Genomic DNA, 17,797 nt, shown 5'->3' with positions numbered 1-17,797 from the left:
GGCTTCGCGCGGGGCGGACTTGCGGCGCCCGCGCGGCGGCTCGACCTCCGCCGGCGGGGGCGGGGCGACGAGGCTGCGCAGCCACGCCCAGCCGCGCGCCAGGAGGCCCGGCTTTTCCTGGGAGACGAAGCGGGCCTTGCCGTCCACCAGCCGGTTGCGCAGGGCGTAGTGGAAGGTGTCGCCGACGATCGGCAGGGCACTCCGGGCGCCCTGGCCCCAGTAGTCGCTGCGCAGGGTGACGCGGTTGTCGTTGAAGCCGACCCAGGCGCCACCGACCAGCTGCGGGTGCATCAGGATGAACCAGCCGTCGGTGTTGTCCTGGGTGGTGCCGGTCTTGCCGGCGAGGTCGGCCGAGAGCCCGAGCTGGTTGCGGATCGCCACGCCGGTGCCGCGGTCGACGACGCCGCGCATCACGTCGAGGAGCGTCCACGCCGCGCCGGGCGACAGGGCGGCTTCCGGCGCGGCGGGGGCGAATTCCTCCAGCACGGCGCCGCTGCGGTCCTCGATGCGGGTCACGAAGATCGGCTCCCGGTAGGCGCCACCGTTCGCGATGGTGGCGTAGGCGGCGACCATCTCGCGCAGCGTGACCGGGCTGGTGCCCAGCGCCAGCGACGGCACCGCTTCGAGGGGGCTCTGGCGCACGCCCATCGCGCGGGCCAGCTTCGCCACCCGATCGGGCCCGACCTGCTGCATGAGCTGGGCGGTGATGCGGTTGCGGGAATACACCAGGCCGTCGCGCAGGCTCATCGGCTTGCCGCTGGGGGCGGCCTCGTCGCTGGGCTGCCACAGCTCGCCGCTGGGGAGCGGAATCTCGACGGGCTGGTCGATCAGGGTGTCGTCGGGGGTCATGCCCTTCTCGAAGGCGGCGCCATAAACGAAGGGCTTGAAGGTGGAGCCCGGCTGGCGGCGGGCCTGCTGGACGTGGTCGAAGGGGTCCTGCACGAAATCGCGGCTGCCGACCCAGGCGCGCAACTCGCCGCCGCGGGGGTCGATGGCGACGAAGCCCACCTGCACCCGGGTCTTGTCGCGCCGCAGCGCATCGACGAAGGCCTTGTCGCCCAGGAGGCGCTGCAGCGCGGCCTCCGGCGCCTCGCCGGCGGCCAACGCGGCGCGGTATTCCTTCGATTCGCGCACGAAGGCGGCCACCAGCTCGGGGCTGCCGGCCCAGCCCTTGCGTCCGCCCCAGGCCTGGTCGGCCAGCGCCTGGAGCTGGTTGCCGCGGCGCTGCACCGCCTGAACGGCCTGGGCCTGCAGGCGCGCGTCGATCGTGGTGCGCACCACCAGACCGTCGGCGTAGAGGTTGTAGCCCTTGCGGTCGGCCCAGGCGATCAGCCACTTGCGCAGCTGCTGGGCGAAGTGGGGCGCCGGGCCGGGGGCTTCGAGCTGGCGTTCGAAGTCGAGGCGCAGGGGCTTCTTCTGCAGCGCGGCGAGGCGGGCCTCGTCGAGCGTGCCGTGCTTGACCATCTGGGCCAGCACGATGTTGCGGCGGGCCTGGGCACGTTCGGGGTTGATGACCGGGTTGTAGTAGCTGTTGCCCTTGAGCATGCCCACCAGCGTCGCGGCCTCCAGCACGTCGAGCCGGCGCGCGGATTTGTCGAAGTAGGTGCGCGCCGCCATCTCGATGCCCCACGCGTTGTAAAGGAAGGGCACGGTGTTGAGGTAGGTCTCGAGGATCTCGTCCTTCGAGTACACCGCCTCGATCTTGAGGGCGGTGATCGCCTCCTTGAGCTTGCGGTTGAGCGTCTGGGCCCGGCCGATCTCGTCGGGAAAGAGGTTGCGGGCGAGCTGCTGGGTCAGCGTCGAGCCGCCCTGCCGGTCGCCCGAGAAGGTGCGCAGCACGGCGCCGCCGAGGCGGTAGAAGTCGATACCGTGGTGCGCGTAAAAGCGGTGGTCCTCGGTGGCGATCAGCGCGGCCGTCACCTGCGGCGAGATGTCGGCCAGCCCCACCCACTCGCGGTTGGCCCACTTGAACACCGCCAGCTCCTTGCCATCCGCCGACAGCACCCGCGCCGGCTGCTCCACCTTGGCCTTGCGGATGTCGCCGATGCCCGGCGTGAAGGGGATCAGCACCAGCACATAGGCCACGAAAGCCAGCACCACGCCCAACGCCCCCCGCCGCAGCTCCCGCCCCGTAGGCCGACGCAGGCGCGCCAGCAGCGGACGAAGACGGTCGAAGGTGCGCAGCAAGGCAGGCGGGAGCGACATCGGGCAAAGGGTGAGACGGGGGAAGGCGGGTTTTTAACACATCCGGGGCGGGGTTTCTTCCTTGGGTGCTTGAAGACCTGAAGCACGGCCACACGGGCAACCGAAATGCGGGTCGGCGCCACCGGCACACATTGACTTCCCTCTTCTAATCCAGGCTTCCATTGACTTTTTCCCTTTTTGGGAAATACAATCCAAACCTGAACTTGAGCACATCGTCCTTACATGCGAATTCTGGGTTTGCCCATCCTCGAGGCGTTCAAAAAAGGTCATGCAGCCTCGCGAGGGCCACTAGACGCGTGGCAGATGGATGTTGAACGTGAGAACTGGAAGACGCCACACGACATCAAGCGCAGATACAGAAGTGCGGATTTCCTAGCCGATAACAGAATCATCTTTGACATCAAGGGCAATTCATATCGGCTTGTGGTCAAGGTTCGATATCAAAACGGTCTGGTAGTGGTTGAGTGGGTGGGAACGCATGCCGAGTACGACAAGAAGAAGTTCTAGGCAAATGCGTGCAAGACAAGGAAACAAAAGGCGGAGATGGCGATGAATGTGAAAATCATCAAGAGTGCGGAAGACTACGAAGCAGCCATGGCGCGCCTGTCTGCTCTCATGTCGCTCGACCCAAAGGCCAACTCCAATGAGGAGAACGAGCTTGAGTTGCTGGCCCTGGTCATTCAGGACTTCGAACGGCAAACCGTTCCTCCGGTCAAGGCCGATCCGATTGAGTCGATTCTTTTCCGGATGGATCAAATGAAACTCTCCCGCAAGGATCTGATCCCTTTCATTGGATCGATCTCCAAGGTCTCGGAGGTTCTGTCGCGCAAGCGTCCGCTATCCCTGCCGATGATTCGCAGACTCAATCAGGGCTTGGGCATCCCTGCTGACATTCTGATCGAAGATGTCGAAACAGACAGCGCAGTCGTCGATCAAGAGCCAGAGATGGACTTTGCTCGCTTCCCGCTCAAGGAAATGCAGGAGCGGGGTTACTTTGGGGATTTCGAAGGGAACGCACAGCGCCTCAAAGAGTACGCTGAAGACCTGATTCGAAAATTCATGCCGGACCTGCTCACCAAGCAGGTCAGCCCAGCTTTGCTGCGCGCCCCGATGCATCAGCGAGGGGATCGGCAGGCTGATCACATGGCCCTTGATGCGTGGCGTATGTGCGTCTTGCGGCAAGCGAGAGCGATCAACGTAACCAGGGAATACAAACACGGGACCATCACACCGGACTGGTTGCGTGAACTTGCCAAGCTATCCGCTTTCGATGAGGGTCCGAAGCTTGCGCGGGAGTACCTTGCCCGTCATGGCATCACGCTCGTCATCGAAAAGCACTTCAAACGCACTTTCCTCGATGGCGCTGCAATGCTGGACGGCGATCGACCGATCGTCGCCCTGACTTTGCGACATGACCGGTTCGACAACTTCTGGTTTGCCTTGCTCCACGAGTTGGCGCACGTTGCCAAGCATCTGACACCCGAGTCTCCGGTGTTCATCGACGATCTAGATCGCAGCAACCCCCAGGAGGTTGAAGCGGAAGCTGATGCTATGGCCCAGGAAGCGTTGATTCCTGAAAAGAGCTGGCGTACCGCCAAAGTACGTCAAACACTACTCTCAGAGGATGCAATCTCTTTCGCCGATGAGATCAGTGTGCATCCTTCCATCGTGGCGGGACGCTTACGCCATGAAGAGAAGAACTTCCGGCTGCTCTCGCACCTCATCGGCAAGACAGGACAGGTCAGTCAGCTACTTGAGCAATAAAATCCCAAAAAGGGAATAGATCAAATTGCTTCAATCCTTTTTAGGGATTAAGATATAATCTACTTATCAATGCGGAATCGAACTCGCTATCGAGCAAACGCCCGCACTGGCAGTGCGTCTCGATGTTGGCAGCTGGGCTTGTATCCAGCCGCCAACACCAAAGAAAAAGGCTCTGAAGTGCTACCAACACTTCAGAGCCTTTGGTGAGGTGAATAGGGGGCTACCAAACCACCCATGCACATCATGTCTTGAACGGACAGCGGATTTTACCAGTTCGCGGTGTGCTGGCAAGCTCAAACCCCCTCAGCTTTCATGAGGAGTTGGCCATGGCCTACCACCGATGGAAGAGCGTCTTCGTGCGCGCATACACCCGGTTCCGATTCGGACGCCGGGAGGCTGTGTGCCAGCACTGGCGCTCGCATCCGGGTCAGATGCAATTGTTTGCCTGACCCACCGCAGGCGGGAATCAACAGAACCTGACTCCCGCCTTTACCTCATTCCGCGAACTGATAAGGAAAATCCCATGTCCTCCAAGAAGCCGACTAACGAACACACCTCCGCCCGCGTGGCCTCGACTGCTGCCAAGTTGTTGAGCAATCCTCGCACACCTGCATCCGTCAAATCCGTAGCGGCATCCGCTCTGACCCAAAAGGCCAGCTCCAGCAAGTCAAAGAGCAAGTAATCGGTGTTACCTGCCGATGCCCGTCATGACCGGGCATCGGCAGGCCCCGCCCTACGCTGACTGGTCCGTGGCCCGCGTCGCACACGCTCCTCCTGACGACGAGACATCGTGAGCTTCTCTTTGTTCGAACAAGGTCGGCCATAAACGCGAGCCGACGCACCGCACCCAACCAGCGAACAAACTCTTGGCCAATACAGCCCGCCAAGTCGAAGCGCGTCGCTAGCAGCGCGCATTACGTAAAGCGCTGATGGGACCTTTCCCGGCCACCGGCCACGCTCGGCCTAGCGACTTCAACCCCAACGCGTAACGCTTTCTGCCTGCCACGAGCCTCGCCGATCCCGCCCCTCGGGGCTCCCGAGCCATCACACCTATTTCAGATCTCCTCACGAGTACCTCCGGGGTAATCGCGACACCCTCGCCGATACTCGGGACCACACCGGTCCTCGACGCAACCGTCGGCTTCGTCCTTGGTAACGCCATAGCGCTCGTGGATGCGGCCGACGAGCACGATCACCCCGCGCCGTCGACAACGTCTTGTTGCAAAACCGTGCTTGAGCCCGCCCGGGGGCGCCCCTATCTTGGCCGGCATGCGACGCGCCCCGTCGGGCGTGCGCCTTTACCGTCAAAGGAAATCCATCGTGTCCAGAAAACTGCTCGTGAGTCTGATGCTGGCCGCCAGCCTGGCGGGTGGCAATGCCATGGCCGACGAACCCAGCCTGCATCAGGTGTACCAGACCGCCGAATCTGGCCGCCTCGACGACGCCCAGGCGATGATGCGCGACGTGCTCAAGCGCCACCCGGACAGCGGCAAGGCCCATTACGTCGAGGCCGAACTGCTCGCCAAGCAGGGCCAGACCCGTCAGGCCGCCGCCGAGCTGGCCACCGCCGAACGCCTCGCGCCGGGGCTGAGCTTTGCCAAACCCGAGTCGGTGCGCGAGCTGCGCCAACTGGTGGGCGGCAGCGTCCAGCCGTCCGCGGTCCATCCCGCCGTCCAACCCGCTGCCGGCGGGCTCGGTGCCGGCCCGGCGCGGGGGTCGTCGTTTCCGTGGAACCTGCTGCTGATCGGCGGCGGGGTATTGGCCTTCATCGCGGTGGTCGCCCGCAAGATGCGGCCCCAGGCGCAGACGGCCTACGCGGGCGGCGGCGCAGGCGGGCTGGCCCCGGCCGGTGGCGCGCCGATGCCCTATGGCGCCGGGCCGGCCAGCCCAACCGCCGACAACGGCCCGGGCCTGGGCTCGCGGGTGATGGGCGGCCTCGCCACCGGCGCGGCGGTGGGCGCCGGGATGGTGGCGGGCGAGGCGCTGATGCACCACTTCCTCGACAAGAACGACGCCCCGGCCAGCCCGAAGCCACTCACTTCCGATCCGAACCCGCTGGGCCTCGGCACGCCGGTGATCGGCAACGATCTGGACGACATGGGCGGCGCCGACTTCGGGATCTCCGACGCCGGCTCGTGGGACGACGGGGGCAGCGGCAGCGACGACTGGAACTGAGGTCGGGCCGGTATCATCGGCGCATGAGCCCCGATCCGACGCCCGCCCGCACCCGCTGCGCCACCGCAACGCGCTGCTGCGCCAGCTGCATGCGCGGCCGCGGCTGTTCGTGTCGGTGGGCCTGGCGGTGCTGGTGTATTGGCTGCTGCCGGGCTTTGTGCAATGCCGCGAGAGCACCCGGCTGCTGATCACCTGGAACACCGGCGCGCTGCTGTATCTGCTGCTGGCGGCGGTGATGATCGTGCGGGCCACCCCGACCAGCATGCACCGCCGCGCGGCGCAGGAGGACGAGGGGCGCTTCGTGGTGCTGGGCGGGGTGATCCTCGCCAGCGTGGCGTGTCTGGCGGCGATCTTCCTCGAACTGGCCGACGTGAAGGGCGTCGATGCGCCGCTGCGCCACGCCCGGCTGGGGCTGTCGGCGCTCACCATCGCCACCGCGTGGGCCTTCATCCACCTGATGTTCGCGCTGCACTACGCCCACGACTACTACCGCGACCGCGCCGCCGGGGGCGGCGGCGGCCTGCAGTTTCCGGACGAGGGCCAGCCGGATTACCTGGATTTCGTGTATTTCGCGGCGGTCATCGGCACCTCCGGGCAAACCGCTGACGTGTCCTTCACGTCGCGGCCGATGCGCCGCCTGGGCCTGCTCCACTGCGTGCTGGCCTACGCCTTCAACACCACCTTGCTGGCCCTGACGATCAACATCGCCTCGGGTCTGCTGTAGTCACTCCAGCAGATCGGCCAGCTCGTCGGCGTGCTCTTCCTCGGTGGCGAGGATGCCTTCGAGCATCGCGCGGGTGGTCGAATCCTTGTCGCCGAAGTAGCCGATCATCTCCCGGTAGCTGTCGATCGCGATGCGCTCGGCGATCAGGTTCTCGCGGATCATCTGGGCGAGGCTGTCGCAGGCGACGTATTCGGCGTGGCTGCGGCCGGTGAGCTTGGCCGGGTCCATCTCGGGCTCGCCGCCGAGCTGCACGATGCGGCGGGCGAGTTGGTCGGCGTGGCCGAGTTCCTCGTTGGAATGCACCAGGAATTCCTCGGCGATCGGCTCGGACAGGATGCCGCTCGCGGTGAAGGCGTGCTGGCGGTAGCGCAGCACGCACACCAGCTCGGTGGCCAGCGCGGTGTTGAGCAGGTCGATGGCCTGCTTCGGGTCGAGCGCGTAGGCCGGCGTCAGCGCGCCGTCCTCGATCTGCTTGCGGGCGCGGGCGCGCAGGGTCTTCACGTCGCTCAGGAAGGCGGTGTCGGTGTGCTTGTCCTTGGTCATGGCGGGCTCCTCGATAGGGGATGAAAGGATGGGACGGGCGGACGGCGCCGCCTTCGATTCACCCCATCATCATCGCTGCCGCCATGCCGGCAGGCTGTCGGACGGCGCAGCGAGGCGCCGTCGGACGATTCCCACCCGGCGCGCCGCCGTGCCAGACAAGTCCGACACGCACCTCGTCCGGGTCCGACAGCGCGGGCCGCCGCCGCTTCGTAAGATCGACCTGGCGCAGTTCGCGCCCGCTCTCGAAGACCCCACCATGACCACCCCCTCCCCCCTACCGCCCTCCCGACGCCGCCTGCGCCGGGCGCTCGGCGCCAGCGTCGTGATCGCCGGCCTCGCCGTGGCGCTGTTCGACTGGAACATGCTGCGCGGGCCCATCGGATCGCTGGTCAGCGCCCGGCTCGAACGCGGCTTTCGCATCGCCGGCGATCTGCGGGTGCAGCCCTGGAGCCTGCAGCCGACCTTCAGCGCCGAACGCATCGAACTCGACAACGCCCGCTGGGGCAAGGCCTCGCGCCTCGCCCGGATCGGGCGCCTGCAGTTTTCCGTGGATCTGCGGCGCCTGATCCACGGCGAATGGGTGCTCCCCGAAGTCATCATCGACCAGCCCGACATCCGCCTCGAAGACAACGGCGAAGGCGTCGGCAACTGGGTGATGGGCGGCAGGTCGGACGGCACCGGACCGGCGCTGCGGGTGGGCAGCCTGCGCATCCGCGACGGCCTGGTGAACGCCATGCTGCCCTCGCGCCGCACCGACGTGCGCGTCACCGTCGCCACCGAGGCCGCGAGCGGCCGCCTGCGCTTTGCCGCCGAAGGCCGCTGGCAGGGCCAGGCGCTGCGCCTCGAAGGCCACGCCGGCAACCTGCTCGAACTGGAGCACTCCGCGCGCCCCTACCCGGTGGCCGCCCTCGGCGAGGTGGGCGCGACCCGCTTCTCCATCGACGGCACCGTCACCAACCTGCTCGCCCTGGCCGGGCTCGACGTGGGCTTCAGTCTCGCCGGGCGCAGCCTCGCCGAGCTCTACCCGCTCACCGGCGTGCCGCTGCCCGCCACGCCGCCCTACCGGCTCGCCGCGCGGCTGACCCACGCCGGCCAGCAGTGGACCTTCACCGGCATCGACGGGCGCATCGGCAGCAGCGACGTGTCCGGCACCTTCGCGGTGGATCGCCGGCCCACGCCCCAGCGCCTGACCGGCGCGCTGCGCTCCCGCCGGCTCGATCTGGCCGACCTGTCGGGCTTCATCGGCGCCCGCAACGAGGCCGGCCAGCCGCTGCCGCCGCCGCGGGGCAAGGTGCTGCCCGCCCGGCCGCTGGGCGTCGGCAAGATCGCCGCGGCCAACGTGGACCTGGATTTCGCGATCGCCGACATCCGCAACGTCGACCTGCCCCTGGACAGCGCCAGCGGCCACCTGCGCATCGACGAGCGGCGGGTCACCGTCGCACCGCTGAAGGTCGGGCTGGCCCATGGCCAGGTGGACGGCCGCCTCGAACTCGACGCGCGCGCAAAACCCGCCGCCGCCCGGCTCGACGTACAGGCCAGCCGCCTGCGTCTGCGCGACCTGATGCCCGCCCCGGACAGCCGCGTGCTCACCACCGGCACCCTGGGCGGCCGCGCGAAGCTGACGATGCGGGGCGATTCGGTGGCGCAGCTGCTGGGCAGCGCCGACGGCGACCTGGCCCTGGCGATGAACGGGGGCAGCACCAACCGGCTGCTGATCCGCCTCGCCAACCTCGACGTGGCCAACGCGGTGGTGGCCTGGCTGGCCAGCGGGCAGAAGGAGGACATCCGCTGCCTGGTGGGCGATTTTTCCGCCCGCCAGGGCGTGCTGAGCCCGCGCACCCTGCTCCTGGACACCGAGCGGATGCTGATTCGCGGCGAAGGCGAGATCAGCCTCAAGGACGAACGCCTCGACCTGCACCTGCGCGCCGCCGCCAAGGACGGCAGCCTGCTGGCCCTGCGCGGGCCGCTGCACCTCACCGGCACCTTCGCCAGCCCGTCGGTGACGCCGGAGCCGGTGCCCCTCGGCGCCCGCATCGCCAGCGCGGTGGCCCTCGGCCTGCTGTCGCCGCCCCTGGCCCTGCTGCCGCTGGTGGAGCTCGGCGGCGCCGAGGACAGCGCCTGCGGCGACATGTTGGCCCGGGTCGGCCGCCGCACCGGCGTGCGCCCCTGAGCCGCCCCGCCCCCGGCGCACGGCACCGGGCGGCGCCCACGACGACGCGGGGGCAAGGTCGTGAGACCCTGCCCCCGCTGCGTTCGGACGGGCCGGGCGGACCTGGAGCCCGCCCGGTCGGTGGCGCTGCGCCTACCCCTTGCCCCGGGCCGAATTGAAGATGAAGCTGACGATCGCAAGGACGAGGAAGACGAAGAACAGGGTCTTCGCAATCCCCGCCGCGCCCGCCGCGATGCCGCCAAAGCCGAGCACGGCGGCGATCAGGGCGATCACGAAAAATACGACGGCGTAGTGGAGCATGGTGGCTCTCCTTCAGGCTGGGGGTCGGGGTGGGACGCGCGGCGCGATCAGACGCCGCTACGGTCCTGCCATTCCTTGACGTGCTTCTCGGCCTCGTCCTTGGTGACGCCGTAGCGTTCCTGGATCTTGCCGGCGAGGGCTTCGCGCTTGCCTTCGATCACGTCCAGATCGTCGTCGGTGAGCTTGCCCCACTGTTCCTTGAGCTTGCCCTTCAGTTGCTTCCAGTTGCCTTCGATGATGTCGCGGTTCATGGTCGTTCTCCTTCGGGTTGGTCGGGTGCGCCGGGGGCCTGGTGCCGCCCGGGATGCAGGCGTTTCTGCATGGTTCTACTTTAGTCTGGCGCCCCAATCCGGGCAGTCGGCCGCCTCCGAATGCCACGTGGGACTCCTCCGACACCCGTCCGGCATGGCCCGGGCCTGACGCGGCGGCGGGGCGGCCGCGCCACTCTGCTAGACTCGACGCCCCCTCCATTTCCCCACCGCAAGGAGCGTCGACAACGTGCAAGCAAGCGACCTGGATCGGCAACTGGACTTCCTCAGGGAAATCGACCGGCTCAAGAGCGTGGTGCGCCTGTCCCCCCTGATCGACCGCTCGCGCCGGGAGAACAGCGCCGAGCACTCGTGGCACCTGGCGATGTACGCGCTGGTGCTGGCCGAACATGCCGCCGGGCCGGTGGACGTGCTGCGCGTGGTGAAGATGCTGCTGATCCACGACATCGTCGAGATCGACGCCGGCGACGTGCCGTTTCACGTGCCGGCCACCCACGCCGGCCAGGACGCGCGCGAGCGGCTTGCCGCGGAGCGCCTTTTTGGCCTGCTGCCGGCGGCGCAGGCCGAGGAGTTCCGCGCGCTGTGGTTCGAGTTCGAGGCGGCCCAGAGTCACGACGCGAAGTTCGCCAAGGCCCTCGACCGCTTCCAGCCGATGCTCCACAACGCCGCCACCGACGGTGGCACCTGGGTGGAATGCGCGGTGACCCTCGAGCAGGTGCGGGCGCGTTGCCGGCCGCCCATCGAAGGCGGCGCGCCCGCGCTGTGGGAGGCCGCCGCGGCGATGGCCGAGGCGCATTACCGCAAGCCGCCGGCGCGCGACTGAGGCCGGCGCCCCGTCGCGCCGCGTTCAGGCCGCCAGCGCGGGGGCGAAGCCGGCCTCGGCCGGGTCGCGGGACGGGGCGAAATCGCGGGCCGTGTGAAGGCGCCAGCCGCCGTCGCCGGTCAGCTCCAGCACCTGGGTGTGGTACTGCAGCAGGGCCTCCCGGTGGGCGATGCTGACGAGGGTGGTGCCGGCCTCGGCGAGGCGGCGGTAGAGGGCGGCCTCGTTGGCGCTGTCGAGGGCGCTGGTGGCTTCGTCGAGAATCGTGACGCGCGGGCGCACCAGCAGCACGCGGGCGAAGGCCAGGCGCTGCTGCTCGCCCACCGACAGGATGCGCGCCCAGTCCATTTCGGCGTCGAGCCCGCCGACGCGGCCGGCCAGATCGCCCAGTTGCACCTCGGCGAGCACCGCCAGCAGCGCCGCGTCATCCACCCCGGCGCTGGTGCGCGGGTAGAGCAGCTGGCTGCGCAGGGTGCCGATCTGCATGTAGGGCTTCTGGGGCAGGAACAGGGTGTCGGCGGCGGCCGGGCGGACGATCTCTCCGTCGCCGGCGCGCCACAGCCCGGCGATGGCGCGCAGCAGCGAACTCTTGCCGCAGCCGCTGGGGCCGACGATCAGCAGGCCTTCGCCGGGGGGCAGCTCGAGGGACAGCTTCTCGACCAGCACCCGCTCGAAGGCGGGGGTGTGCAGGGTCACGTCGCGCAGGGCCAGGCGATCGCCCTCGGCGCTGGCGATGGTGCGCGCCGGGTCGGGGCTGCCGGGCTTGGTCTCGAGGGCGCGGGCGAGGGTGTCGAGACGGTCGATGCCGGCGGTGAAGCGCGACAGGCTCTCGAAGTTCTCGACGATCAGCGACACCGCGCTGAGCACCACCGTGAAAGCGCCGGCGGCCTGGATCGCCCGCCCCACCTCGACGTCGCCGGAGAGCACCGAGTCGGCGATGATGATGCTCGGCAGCACCACGGTGAGCTGGCTGTAGGCCTGCTGGAAGAGGTTGAGGTTGAGCTGCTTGCGGATCAGCCGCCGGTAGTTGCCGAACACCGTGGCGAAGCCGCCCTTGACCTGTTCCAGCTCGGGCGTCTCGCCCCGATAGAAGGCGATGGATTCGGCGTTCTCGCGCACCCGCACGAGGCTGAAGCGGAAGTTGGCCTCGCGGCGCAGTTGCAGGAAGTTCAGGCGCATCAGCGGCACGCCGAAGATCGCCACCGCCAGGAAGGTGCCCACAAAGGCGTAGGCGGCCAGGAAGTACACCAGCTTGGGCGAGATCGACCACAGCACGTGGCTGAAAGCGACCAGCTGCATCAGCGAGCCGATCGAGATCAGCAGGAAATACAGCGAACGCTGGGTGAACACGTTGATGTCCTCGGCGATGCGCTGGTCGGGGTTGTCGATCTCGGCGCTGGCGCCCAGGTGGTAGTAACGCCGCTCGGCGAAGTAGCGCGCGAGGAAGCGGTGGGTGAGCCAGCGCCGCCAGTGCAGGCCCATGTAGTCGCGCACGAAGTAATACACGGCGTGCACCGGCACGAACACCGCGAGGACCAGGAGGCAGTACTTGATCGAGGTCCAGAAGCGCTCGCGGGTGCCGGCGGCGAGCGCCGAGGTGAACTCGCCGGTCTGCTCGTTGAGCATCACCGCGAGCTTGGTCTCGGCGAGCAGCAACACCATCAGCAGGATCAGCAGGCCCCAGGCGCGCAGGCGCTGGTCGGCCCGCCAGTAGGGACTGGCGATGGCCCAGAAGCGCCGCCAGATGTGCTGCGAGAAGAGGTTGAGGGGGCGGCGGATCTGCGGGCGTTTCATCGGGATTCTCCTCGCACGCGCCGGCTCCGGGGCGGCGCGTCGATGGGATGGGTCGGGGGATCAGGGCTGGGCTTGGGCGGGGCCGGACGGGGGCCAGTGCGTCCACGGCAGGCCGGCGGCGGCGCCCACGAGCGCGTGGATGAAGGCGAGCTTGGCGAGCACCGGGTCGGGCAGCACGAAGGGGTAGCTGTCGGCTTGGCCGAGGCTGCGGTTCATGCTGTTGAGAAAGCGCGACAGGGGCAGCCAGCCATGCACCAGGCGGGCGCGGAAGTCGGGCGCGGCGGGCGCGCCGGGGTCGTCGCCGGCCGGGGTGTCGGGCCCGCCGGCCAGGTGCAGGCCCCAGTGGGCGGCGGTGTCGAGGGCGTCGACGACGTGGAGGTAATGGGCCCAGGTCTCGGCCCAGTCCTCCCACGGGTGGGCGCTGGCATAGGCGCTGACGAAGCGCTGCGGCCAGTCGTCGGCGGGGCCGGCGGCGTAGTGCTGCTGCAGGGCGGCGGCGTAGTCGGCGCGCTCGTCGCCGAAGTGGGCGCGAAAGCCCGCCAGCCAGGGGCCGTCGGCGACCAGGCGATCCCAGTAGAAATGCCCGCTCTCGTGGCGGAAGTGGCCGAGCAGGGTACGGTAGGGTTCGCCCATGGCGCTGCGGCGGGCTTCGCGCTCGGCGTCGTCGGCTTCGGCGACGTTGAGGGTGACGAGGCCGCTGTCGTGCCCGGTGAGCACCTGGCTGGCCGGGTCGAGGGTTTCGAGAAAGTGGAAGCGCAGGCCGCGCCCGGGGTCGTCCGCCGGCCCGGGGCGGGCCAGGCCGAGGGCGTCGAGGCCGTGGCAGAGGCGCCGCTTGGCGGCTTCGAGCAGCGCCCAGTAGCGGTGGTTGTCGGGCCGCGTGAGATCGGGGATCACCTCGGTGTGGCGGCAGCAGCTGCACAGCGCCTCGGGATCGTCGGCGGCGAGCATCCAGTTGCAGACTTGCGCGTCGCGATAGTTGCGGCACGGGCGCCACGCGCCGGCCACGCCGTCGCTGCGCCAGACGCCGTCGGGTGCGACCTCGAAGGCGGCGAGGGCGCCCAGCGCCGGAATGTAGCCGAGGGCCGCGCCGCAGGCGGTGCACACGGTGTTTTCGAAAAACACCCGGTGACCGCAGTGGGTGCAGGAGAAGGTTTTCATGGCGTGGGTCCGGTGGCGGGTCAGATCAGGGGCCGGCTGTGCAGCGGCAGGGCGTGGTATTCGGCGAGGCGTTGCAGGGCGTCCACCCGCAGCAGGCGCAGGCGGCCCGCGGCGATCTGATGCAGGCCCAGCGCCTGCAGGCGGCGCAGGCTGCGGTTGGTATGCACCAGCGACAGGCCGAGGGCGTCGGCGATGTGCTGCTGGTTGAGGGGAAACACGATGGCGCCGTCCTCGCCCTCCTCTCCGACGCTGCGCGCCCGCTTGTAGAGGTGCACCAGCAGCATCGCGATGCGTTCGAGGGCGCTGCGCCGTCCGACCGACACGAGGTTCTCGTCGACGATCAGCTCCTCGTGGGCCGACAGCCAGGTGAGGTCGTAACCCAGGCCGGGAAAGCGGCGATACACCTCCCACAGGCCGTCGCGGGGAAAGGCGCACAGGCGCAGCGGCGTGAGCGCCTCGACGCCGTGGGGCAGCTTGCCGGCCATTTCGGCCTGCAGGCCGATGAAGTCGCCGGGGAGCAGGAAGTTGAGGATCTGGCGCCGCCCGTCGGGCAGGCTGCGGTAGCGGAAGGCCCAGCCGGCGCGCAGGGTGTACAGCTCGCCGGTGATCTGACCTTCGCGCAGCAGGGTTTCGCCCGCGTCGCGCTGCAGCTCGCGGCTGCGCAGGGTCTCGATGAAATCCAGTTCGGCCCCGCCGAGCGGCTTGAAGCCCTCGCGGGCCCGCAGCGGGCAAGCGTCGCAGGGGGTGGCGTGGCTCATCTCGGCCCTCCGGCATCGGGCCCGCGCAGGAAACCCCTGGCAGATTTCGGCTGCGCCGGCAATGTCATTTGACGTGGCGAACGGGGCGTCGCGGCACTACAGTGCGCCACCCACCCGAAGCAGGAGGATGTTCCGTCATGGTCTGCCTGCACCAGTTCGCATTCACCAGCCTCCTCCTCCCGGCCCTGAGCCCGGTCAGCGTGACCGACATCGTGCGCGTATCGCGGGTCAACAACCACGCGGCCGGGTTGACCGGCATCCTGGTGTTCGACGGGTGGCGCTTCTTCGGCTACCTCGAAGGGGACCCAGCGCAGCTCGCCGCGCGCGTCGCGCGGCTGCGCGGCGACCCGCGCCACACCGACTTCACGCCCCTGGTGGATCGCCCGCTGACGGGCCCGCGGCGTTTCGCCGACTGGATCATGGGCTATGCCTGCTCGACCGACGACAGCGTGCTCGACGACTTCGTCCGCCAGCCCCCCGACGCCCTGCTGGCCGACCTGCCCCGACTGGTGGCCGGCCTCGACCTGGCGCCCTGAACGGGCACCCCGACGGACCGGCGGCAACACGGCGAAGATGGCGCCCAAGGCGGCGCGAAGCGATGCGTATCTCATGCCTGCATTAAACCGCGCCGCGCCGCGGCGGGCTGTCGGACCCGAGCGCCGCCCCCTGTAGGACTGCGCCCACAGGCGACGCTGCCGGACGATTCCTACAGCCCTTTGGGCGTTTCCTGATGGCCCGCGCCAGCACCTCGGGCGGATACTGCAGATCCGGCCGCACCGCTCCCCGTACGCTTTTCCCCCGTCGCGGGCGGCCGCTTGCGCGAGGAGGCGCCATGTCTTCCCACTTCCCGTCGGCCTCGCCGACCCCAACGCTGATGGCCAGCCTGTGGCCGGCGGCGCAGCTGTTCATCGCACGCAACGTGCCGCGCCACGGCGCCGCGCTGGCCTTTTACACGGTGTTCTCGATCGCCCCGCTACTGGTGGTGGTGATGGCGGGCATCGCACTGCTGCTCGGCACCGCCGAGGCCCAGGTGGCGATCCACGACTACCTGCTGCGCCTGCTCGGCCCGGTCGAGACCGCCGCGATCATGGAGATCACCGGCCGTGCCCTGGCGCGCATCCAGTCCGCCGGCCTCGCCGCGTGGATCGCGGTGGGCACCACCCTGATCGGCGCCAGCGCCACCTTCCTCGAACTGCAGGCCGCCCTCGAGGCGATCTGGCAGCAGGGGCCGCGCGAAGGGCCCGCCCTGCGGCGGATGCTCTTCAGTCGCCTGGGCGGGCTCGCGCTGGCCCTGGGGATCGGCTTCCTGCTGGCCGTCACCTTGATCGCCGAAGCCGCGATGCACGCCGCCTTCGCGTGGTTCGGCGAGGGCATCGCCGGGCTCGGGGTACTCGTCGGCGCGGTGGATCTGCTGCTGATGAACGCCTTCAGCGCCGGCCTGTTCGCCCTGCTGCTGGCGCGCCTCGCCCCGGCCGGCATCGGCTGGCGCGCGGCCCTGCCGGCGGCGCTGGTCATCACCGTGCTGTTCACCGTCGGGCGCTACCTGATCGCCGCCTACCTCGGGCAGTCGGGTGTTGCGTCGGCCTACGGCGCGGCCGGTTCCCTGGCCGCCATCCTGATGTGGATCTACTGGTCGGCGCAGATCTTCCTGTTCGGCGCCTGCGTCCTGTTCGTCCAGCGCGGCGCGCCCGCGCCGGCCCCCGAGGAGAGATGAGATGAAACGAATCGAAGTCGACGTGGCGATCATCGGCGCCGGCACCGCCGGGATGCGCGCCTACCGGGCCGCCCGCGCCCACACCGAACGTCTGGTGCTGATCGAATCGGGCCCCGGCGGCACCACCTGCGCGCGGGCCGGCTGCATGCCCAGCAAGCTGCTGATCGCCGCCGCCGACCACGCCCACGCCGCCCGTCAGGCCGACGCCTTCGGGGTGCGGGTGGCGGGCCTGGCGGTCGATGGCGCGGCGGTGATGGCGCGGGTCCGCCGCGAACGCGACCGCTTCGTGGGCTTCGTGCTCGACACCGTCGACGGCTGGCCGGCGGCCCATCGCCTGCGGGGCCGCGCCCGCTTCATCGGACCGGGCCGTCTCGCCCTCGACGACGGCACGCAGATCGACGCCGGCCGCGTCGTCATCGCCACTGGCGCCCGCCCCAGCGTGCCCGAGGCCTGGCGCGCCGCGCTGGGCGAACGGCTGGTGACCAGCGAGGAGATTTTCGACTGGCCCGAGCTGCCGGGCGCGGTGGCGGTAGTGGGCACCGGCGTGATCGGGCTCGAACTGGCCCAGGCCCTGCACCGCCTGGGCGTGCGGGTGCGCCTGTTCGGGCGCAGCCAGAGGATCGGCCCGCTCACCGACCCGGCGCTTCAGGCCCGGGTGGGGGCCTGGGCGGACAAGGCGCTGCCGTGCAGCCGCGGCATCGGCGACCCCGAGGTGGCGCGCGAGGGCGACGGCGTGGTGGTGCGCTGGCACGAAGCGGGCGAGGACCGCGCGGAGCGCTTCGACTACCTGCTCGCCGCCGCCGGACGCCACCCCGATCTGGCGGACCTCGACCTGGCCGCCGCCGGTCTGCCCGTCGACGACCGCGGCGTGCCGCCGTTCGATCCGGCCACCGGCCAGGTGGGCGACAGCCCGGTGTTCATCGCCGGCGACGCGAGCGCCGACCGCCCGCTGCTCCACGAGGCGGACGACGCGGGACGCATCGCCGGCGACAACGCCGGCCGCTATCCCAACCTGCGTCCCGGCCTGCGCCGCACCCCGCTCAACGTGGTGTTCACCGATCCGCAAATGGCCATCGCCGGCGCGAGCCACGCGCGCCTCAGCGCCGCCGGCAGCGACTTCGCGGTCGGCGAGGTGGACTTCGCCAACCAGGGGCGCGCCCGCGTCATGCTGCGCAACGAGGGCCTGCTGCGGGTCTATGGCCGTCGCGGCGACGGGCGCCTGCTGGGGGCCGAGCTGTTCGGGCCCGACGCCGAGCACCTCGCCCACCTGCTGGCCTGGGCGGTGCAGCGCGGCGACAGCGTCGCCCAGTTGCTCGACCAGCCCTTCTACCACCCGGTACTCGAAGAGGGCCTGCGCACCGCCTTGCAGGCGCTCGCCCGGGCCCTGCAAGGCGACCGCTGAG

The 17,797-nt window shown here is 69.3% G+C and carries 16 protein-coding genes; 9 read left to right on the top strand and 7 right to left on the bottom strand.

Features of this window, described 5'->3' with window-relative positions:
* Window positions 1-2,205: penicillin-binding protein 1A (locus ACE3P2_RS01645; protein WP_374260187.1), on the bottom strand; the 2,205-nt coding region annotated here is incomplete at its 3' end.
* Window positions 2,206-2,427: 222 nt separating this feature from the next.
* On the opposite strand from ACE3P2_RS01645, the gene ACE3P2_RS01640 reads away from it, so the two are divergent.
* From ACE3P2_RS01640 to ACE3P2_RS01625, 4 genes are all read left to right on the top strand, one after another.
* Window positions 2,428-2,712 (top strand): type II toxin-antitoxin system HigB family toxin, encoded by a 285-nt coding sequence (locus ACE3P2_RS01640; protein ID WP_374260186.1) that lies wholly within the window; start codon window positions 2,428-2,430, stop codon window positions 2,710-2,712.
* Between the two features lie 42 nt (window positions 2,713-2,754).
* Complete coding sequence (locus ACE3P2_RS01635; protein WP_374260183.1) at window positions 2,755-3,969, top strand: ImmA/IrrE family metallo-endopeptidase; 1,215 nt, start codon at window positions 2,755-2,757, stop codon at window positions 3,967-3,969.
* 1,320 nt (window positions 3,970-5,289) lie between these two features.
* The gene (locus ACE3P2_RS01630) at window positions 5,290-6,144 is read left to right on the top strand and encodes a tetratricopeptide repeat protein (protein WP_374260180.1); all 855 of its coding nucleotides are present in this window, start codon (window positions 5,290-5,292) and stop codon (window positions 6,142-6,144) included.
* A gap of 109 nt (window positions 6,145-6,253) precedes the next feature.
* Window positions 6,254-6,868, top strand: a complete 615-nt coding sequence (locus ACE3P2_RS01625) for a DUF1345 domain-containing protein (protein ID WP_374260178.1) — start codon at window positions 6,254-6,256, stop codon at window positions 6,866-6,868.
* Here the strand turns inward: ACE3P2_RS01625 and ACE3P2_RS01620 are convergent, their stop codons facing one another.
* Window positions 6,869-7,411, bottom strand: coding sequence for a bacterioferritin (locus ACE3P2_RS01620; protein WP_374260175.1), 543 nt, complete (start codon window positions 7,409-7,411; stop codon window positions 6,869-6,871). It lies immediately after the preceding gene.
* A gap of 256 nt (window positions 7,412-7,667) precedes the next feature.
* Here ACE3P2_RS01620 and ACE3P2_RS01615 point away from each other — a divergent pair, with 256 nt between their 5' ends.
* The gene (locus ACE3P2_RS01615; RefSeq protein WP_374260173.1) at window positions 7,668-9,581 is read left to right on the top strand and encodes an AsmA family protein; all 1,914 of its coding nucleotides are present in this window, start codon (window positions 7,668-7,670) and stop codon (window positions 9,579-9,581) included.
* A gap of 132 nt (window positions 9,582-9,713) precedes the next feature.
* On the opposite strand, the gene ACE3P2_RS01610 is transcribed toward ACE3P2_RS01615, so the two are convergent.
* Entirely contained in the window at window positions 9,714-9,881 is a 168-nt protein-coding gene (locus ACE3P2_RS01610) for a DUF1328 domain-containing protein (RefSeq protein ID WP_374260171.1), read from the bottom strand.
* 47 nt (window positions 9,882-9,928) lie between these two features.
* The gene (locus ACE3P2_RS01605; protein ID WP_374260168.1) at window positions 9,929-10,132 is read right to left on the bottom strand and encodes a CsbD family protein; all 204 of its coding nucleotides are present in this window, start codon (window positions 10,130-10,132) and stop codon (window positions 9,929-9,931) included.
* 247 nt (window positions 10,133-10,379) lie between these two features.
* On the opposite strand from ACE3P2_RS01605, the gene ACE3P2_RS01600 reads away from it, so the two are divergent.
* Window positions 10,380-10,973: an HD family hydrolase gene (locus tag ACE3P2_RS01600; protein WP_374260165.1), complete on the top strand. Its 594-nt coding sequence runs from the start codon at window positions 10,380-10,382 to the stop codon at window positions 10,971-10,973.
* Between the two features lie 24 nt (window positions 10,974-10,997).
* Here ACE3P2_RS01600 and ACE3P2_RS01595 read toward each other — a convergent pair whose 3' ends face one another.
* The 3 genes from ACE3P2_RS01595 to ACE3P2_RS01585 are packed head-to-tail and all read right to left on the bottom strand — an operon-like array spanning window position 10,998 to window position 14,680.
* A complete protein-coding gene (locus ACE3P2_RS01595; RefSeq protein ID WP_374260163.1) occupies window positions 10,998-12,764 on the bottom strand; it encodes an ABC transporter ATP-binding protein/permease in 1,767 nt (588 codons plus the stop codon).
* Window positions 12,765-12,824: 60 nt separating this feature from the next.
* On the bottom strand, window positions 12,825-13,922 hold the full coding sequence (locus tag ACE3P2_RS01590) for a putative zinc-binding metallopeptidase (protein ID WP_374260161.1): 1,098 nt from the start codon (window positions 13,920-13,922) through the stop codon (window positions 12,825-12,827).
* 20 nt (window positions 13,923-13,942) lie between these two features.
* Entirely contained in the window at window positions 13,943-14,680 is a 738-nt protein-coding gene (locus ACE3P2_RS01585) for a Crp/Fnr family transcriptional regulator (protein WP_374260159.1), read from the bottom strand.
* Window positions 14,681-14,817: 137 nt separating this feature from the next.
* Here ACE3P2_RS01585 and ACE3P2_RS01580 point away from each other — a divergent pair, with 137 nt between their 5' ends.
* From ACE3P2_RS01580 to ACE3P2_RS01570, 3 genes are all read left to right on the top strand, one after another.
* Complete coding sequence (locus ACE3P2_RS01580) at window positions 14,818-15,216, top strand: BLUF domain-containing protein (protein WP_374260156.1); 399 nt, start codon at window positions 14,818-14,820, stop codon at window positions 15,214-15,216.
* A gap of 296 nt (window positions 15,217-15,512) precedes the next feature.
* On the top strand, window positions 15,513-16,394 hold the full coding sequence (locus tag ACE3P2_RS01575; RefSeq protein WP_374260154.1) for a YihY/virulence factor BrkB family protein: 882 nt from the start codon (window positions 15,513-15,515) through the stop codon (window positions 16,392-16,394).
* A gap of 1 nt (window position 16,395) precedes the next feature.
* Entirely contained in the window at window positions 16,396-17,796 is a 1,401-nt protein-coding gene (locus ACE3P2_RS01570) for a dihydrolipoyl dehydrogenase (protein WP_374260151.1), read from the top strand.
* Window position 17,797 lies beyond the last annotated feature (1 nt).

It is taken from the genome of Zoogloea sp., assembly GCF_041911615.1.
Classification (GTDB): Bacteria; Pseudomonadota; Gammaproteobacteria; order Burkholderiales; family Rhodocyclaceae; genus Zoogloea.
This window is presented reverse-complemented; position numbering and strand designations above follow the sequence as displayed.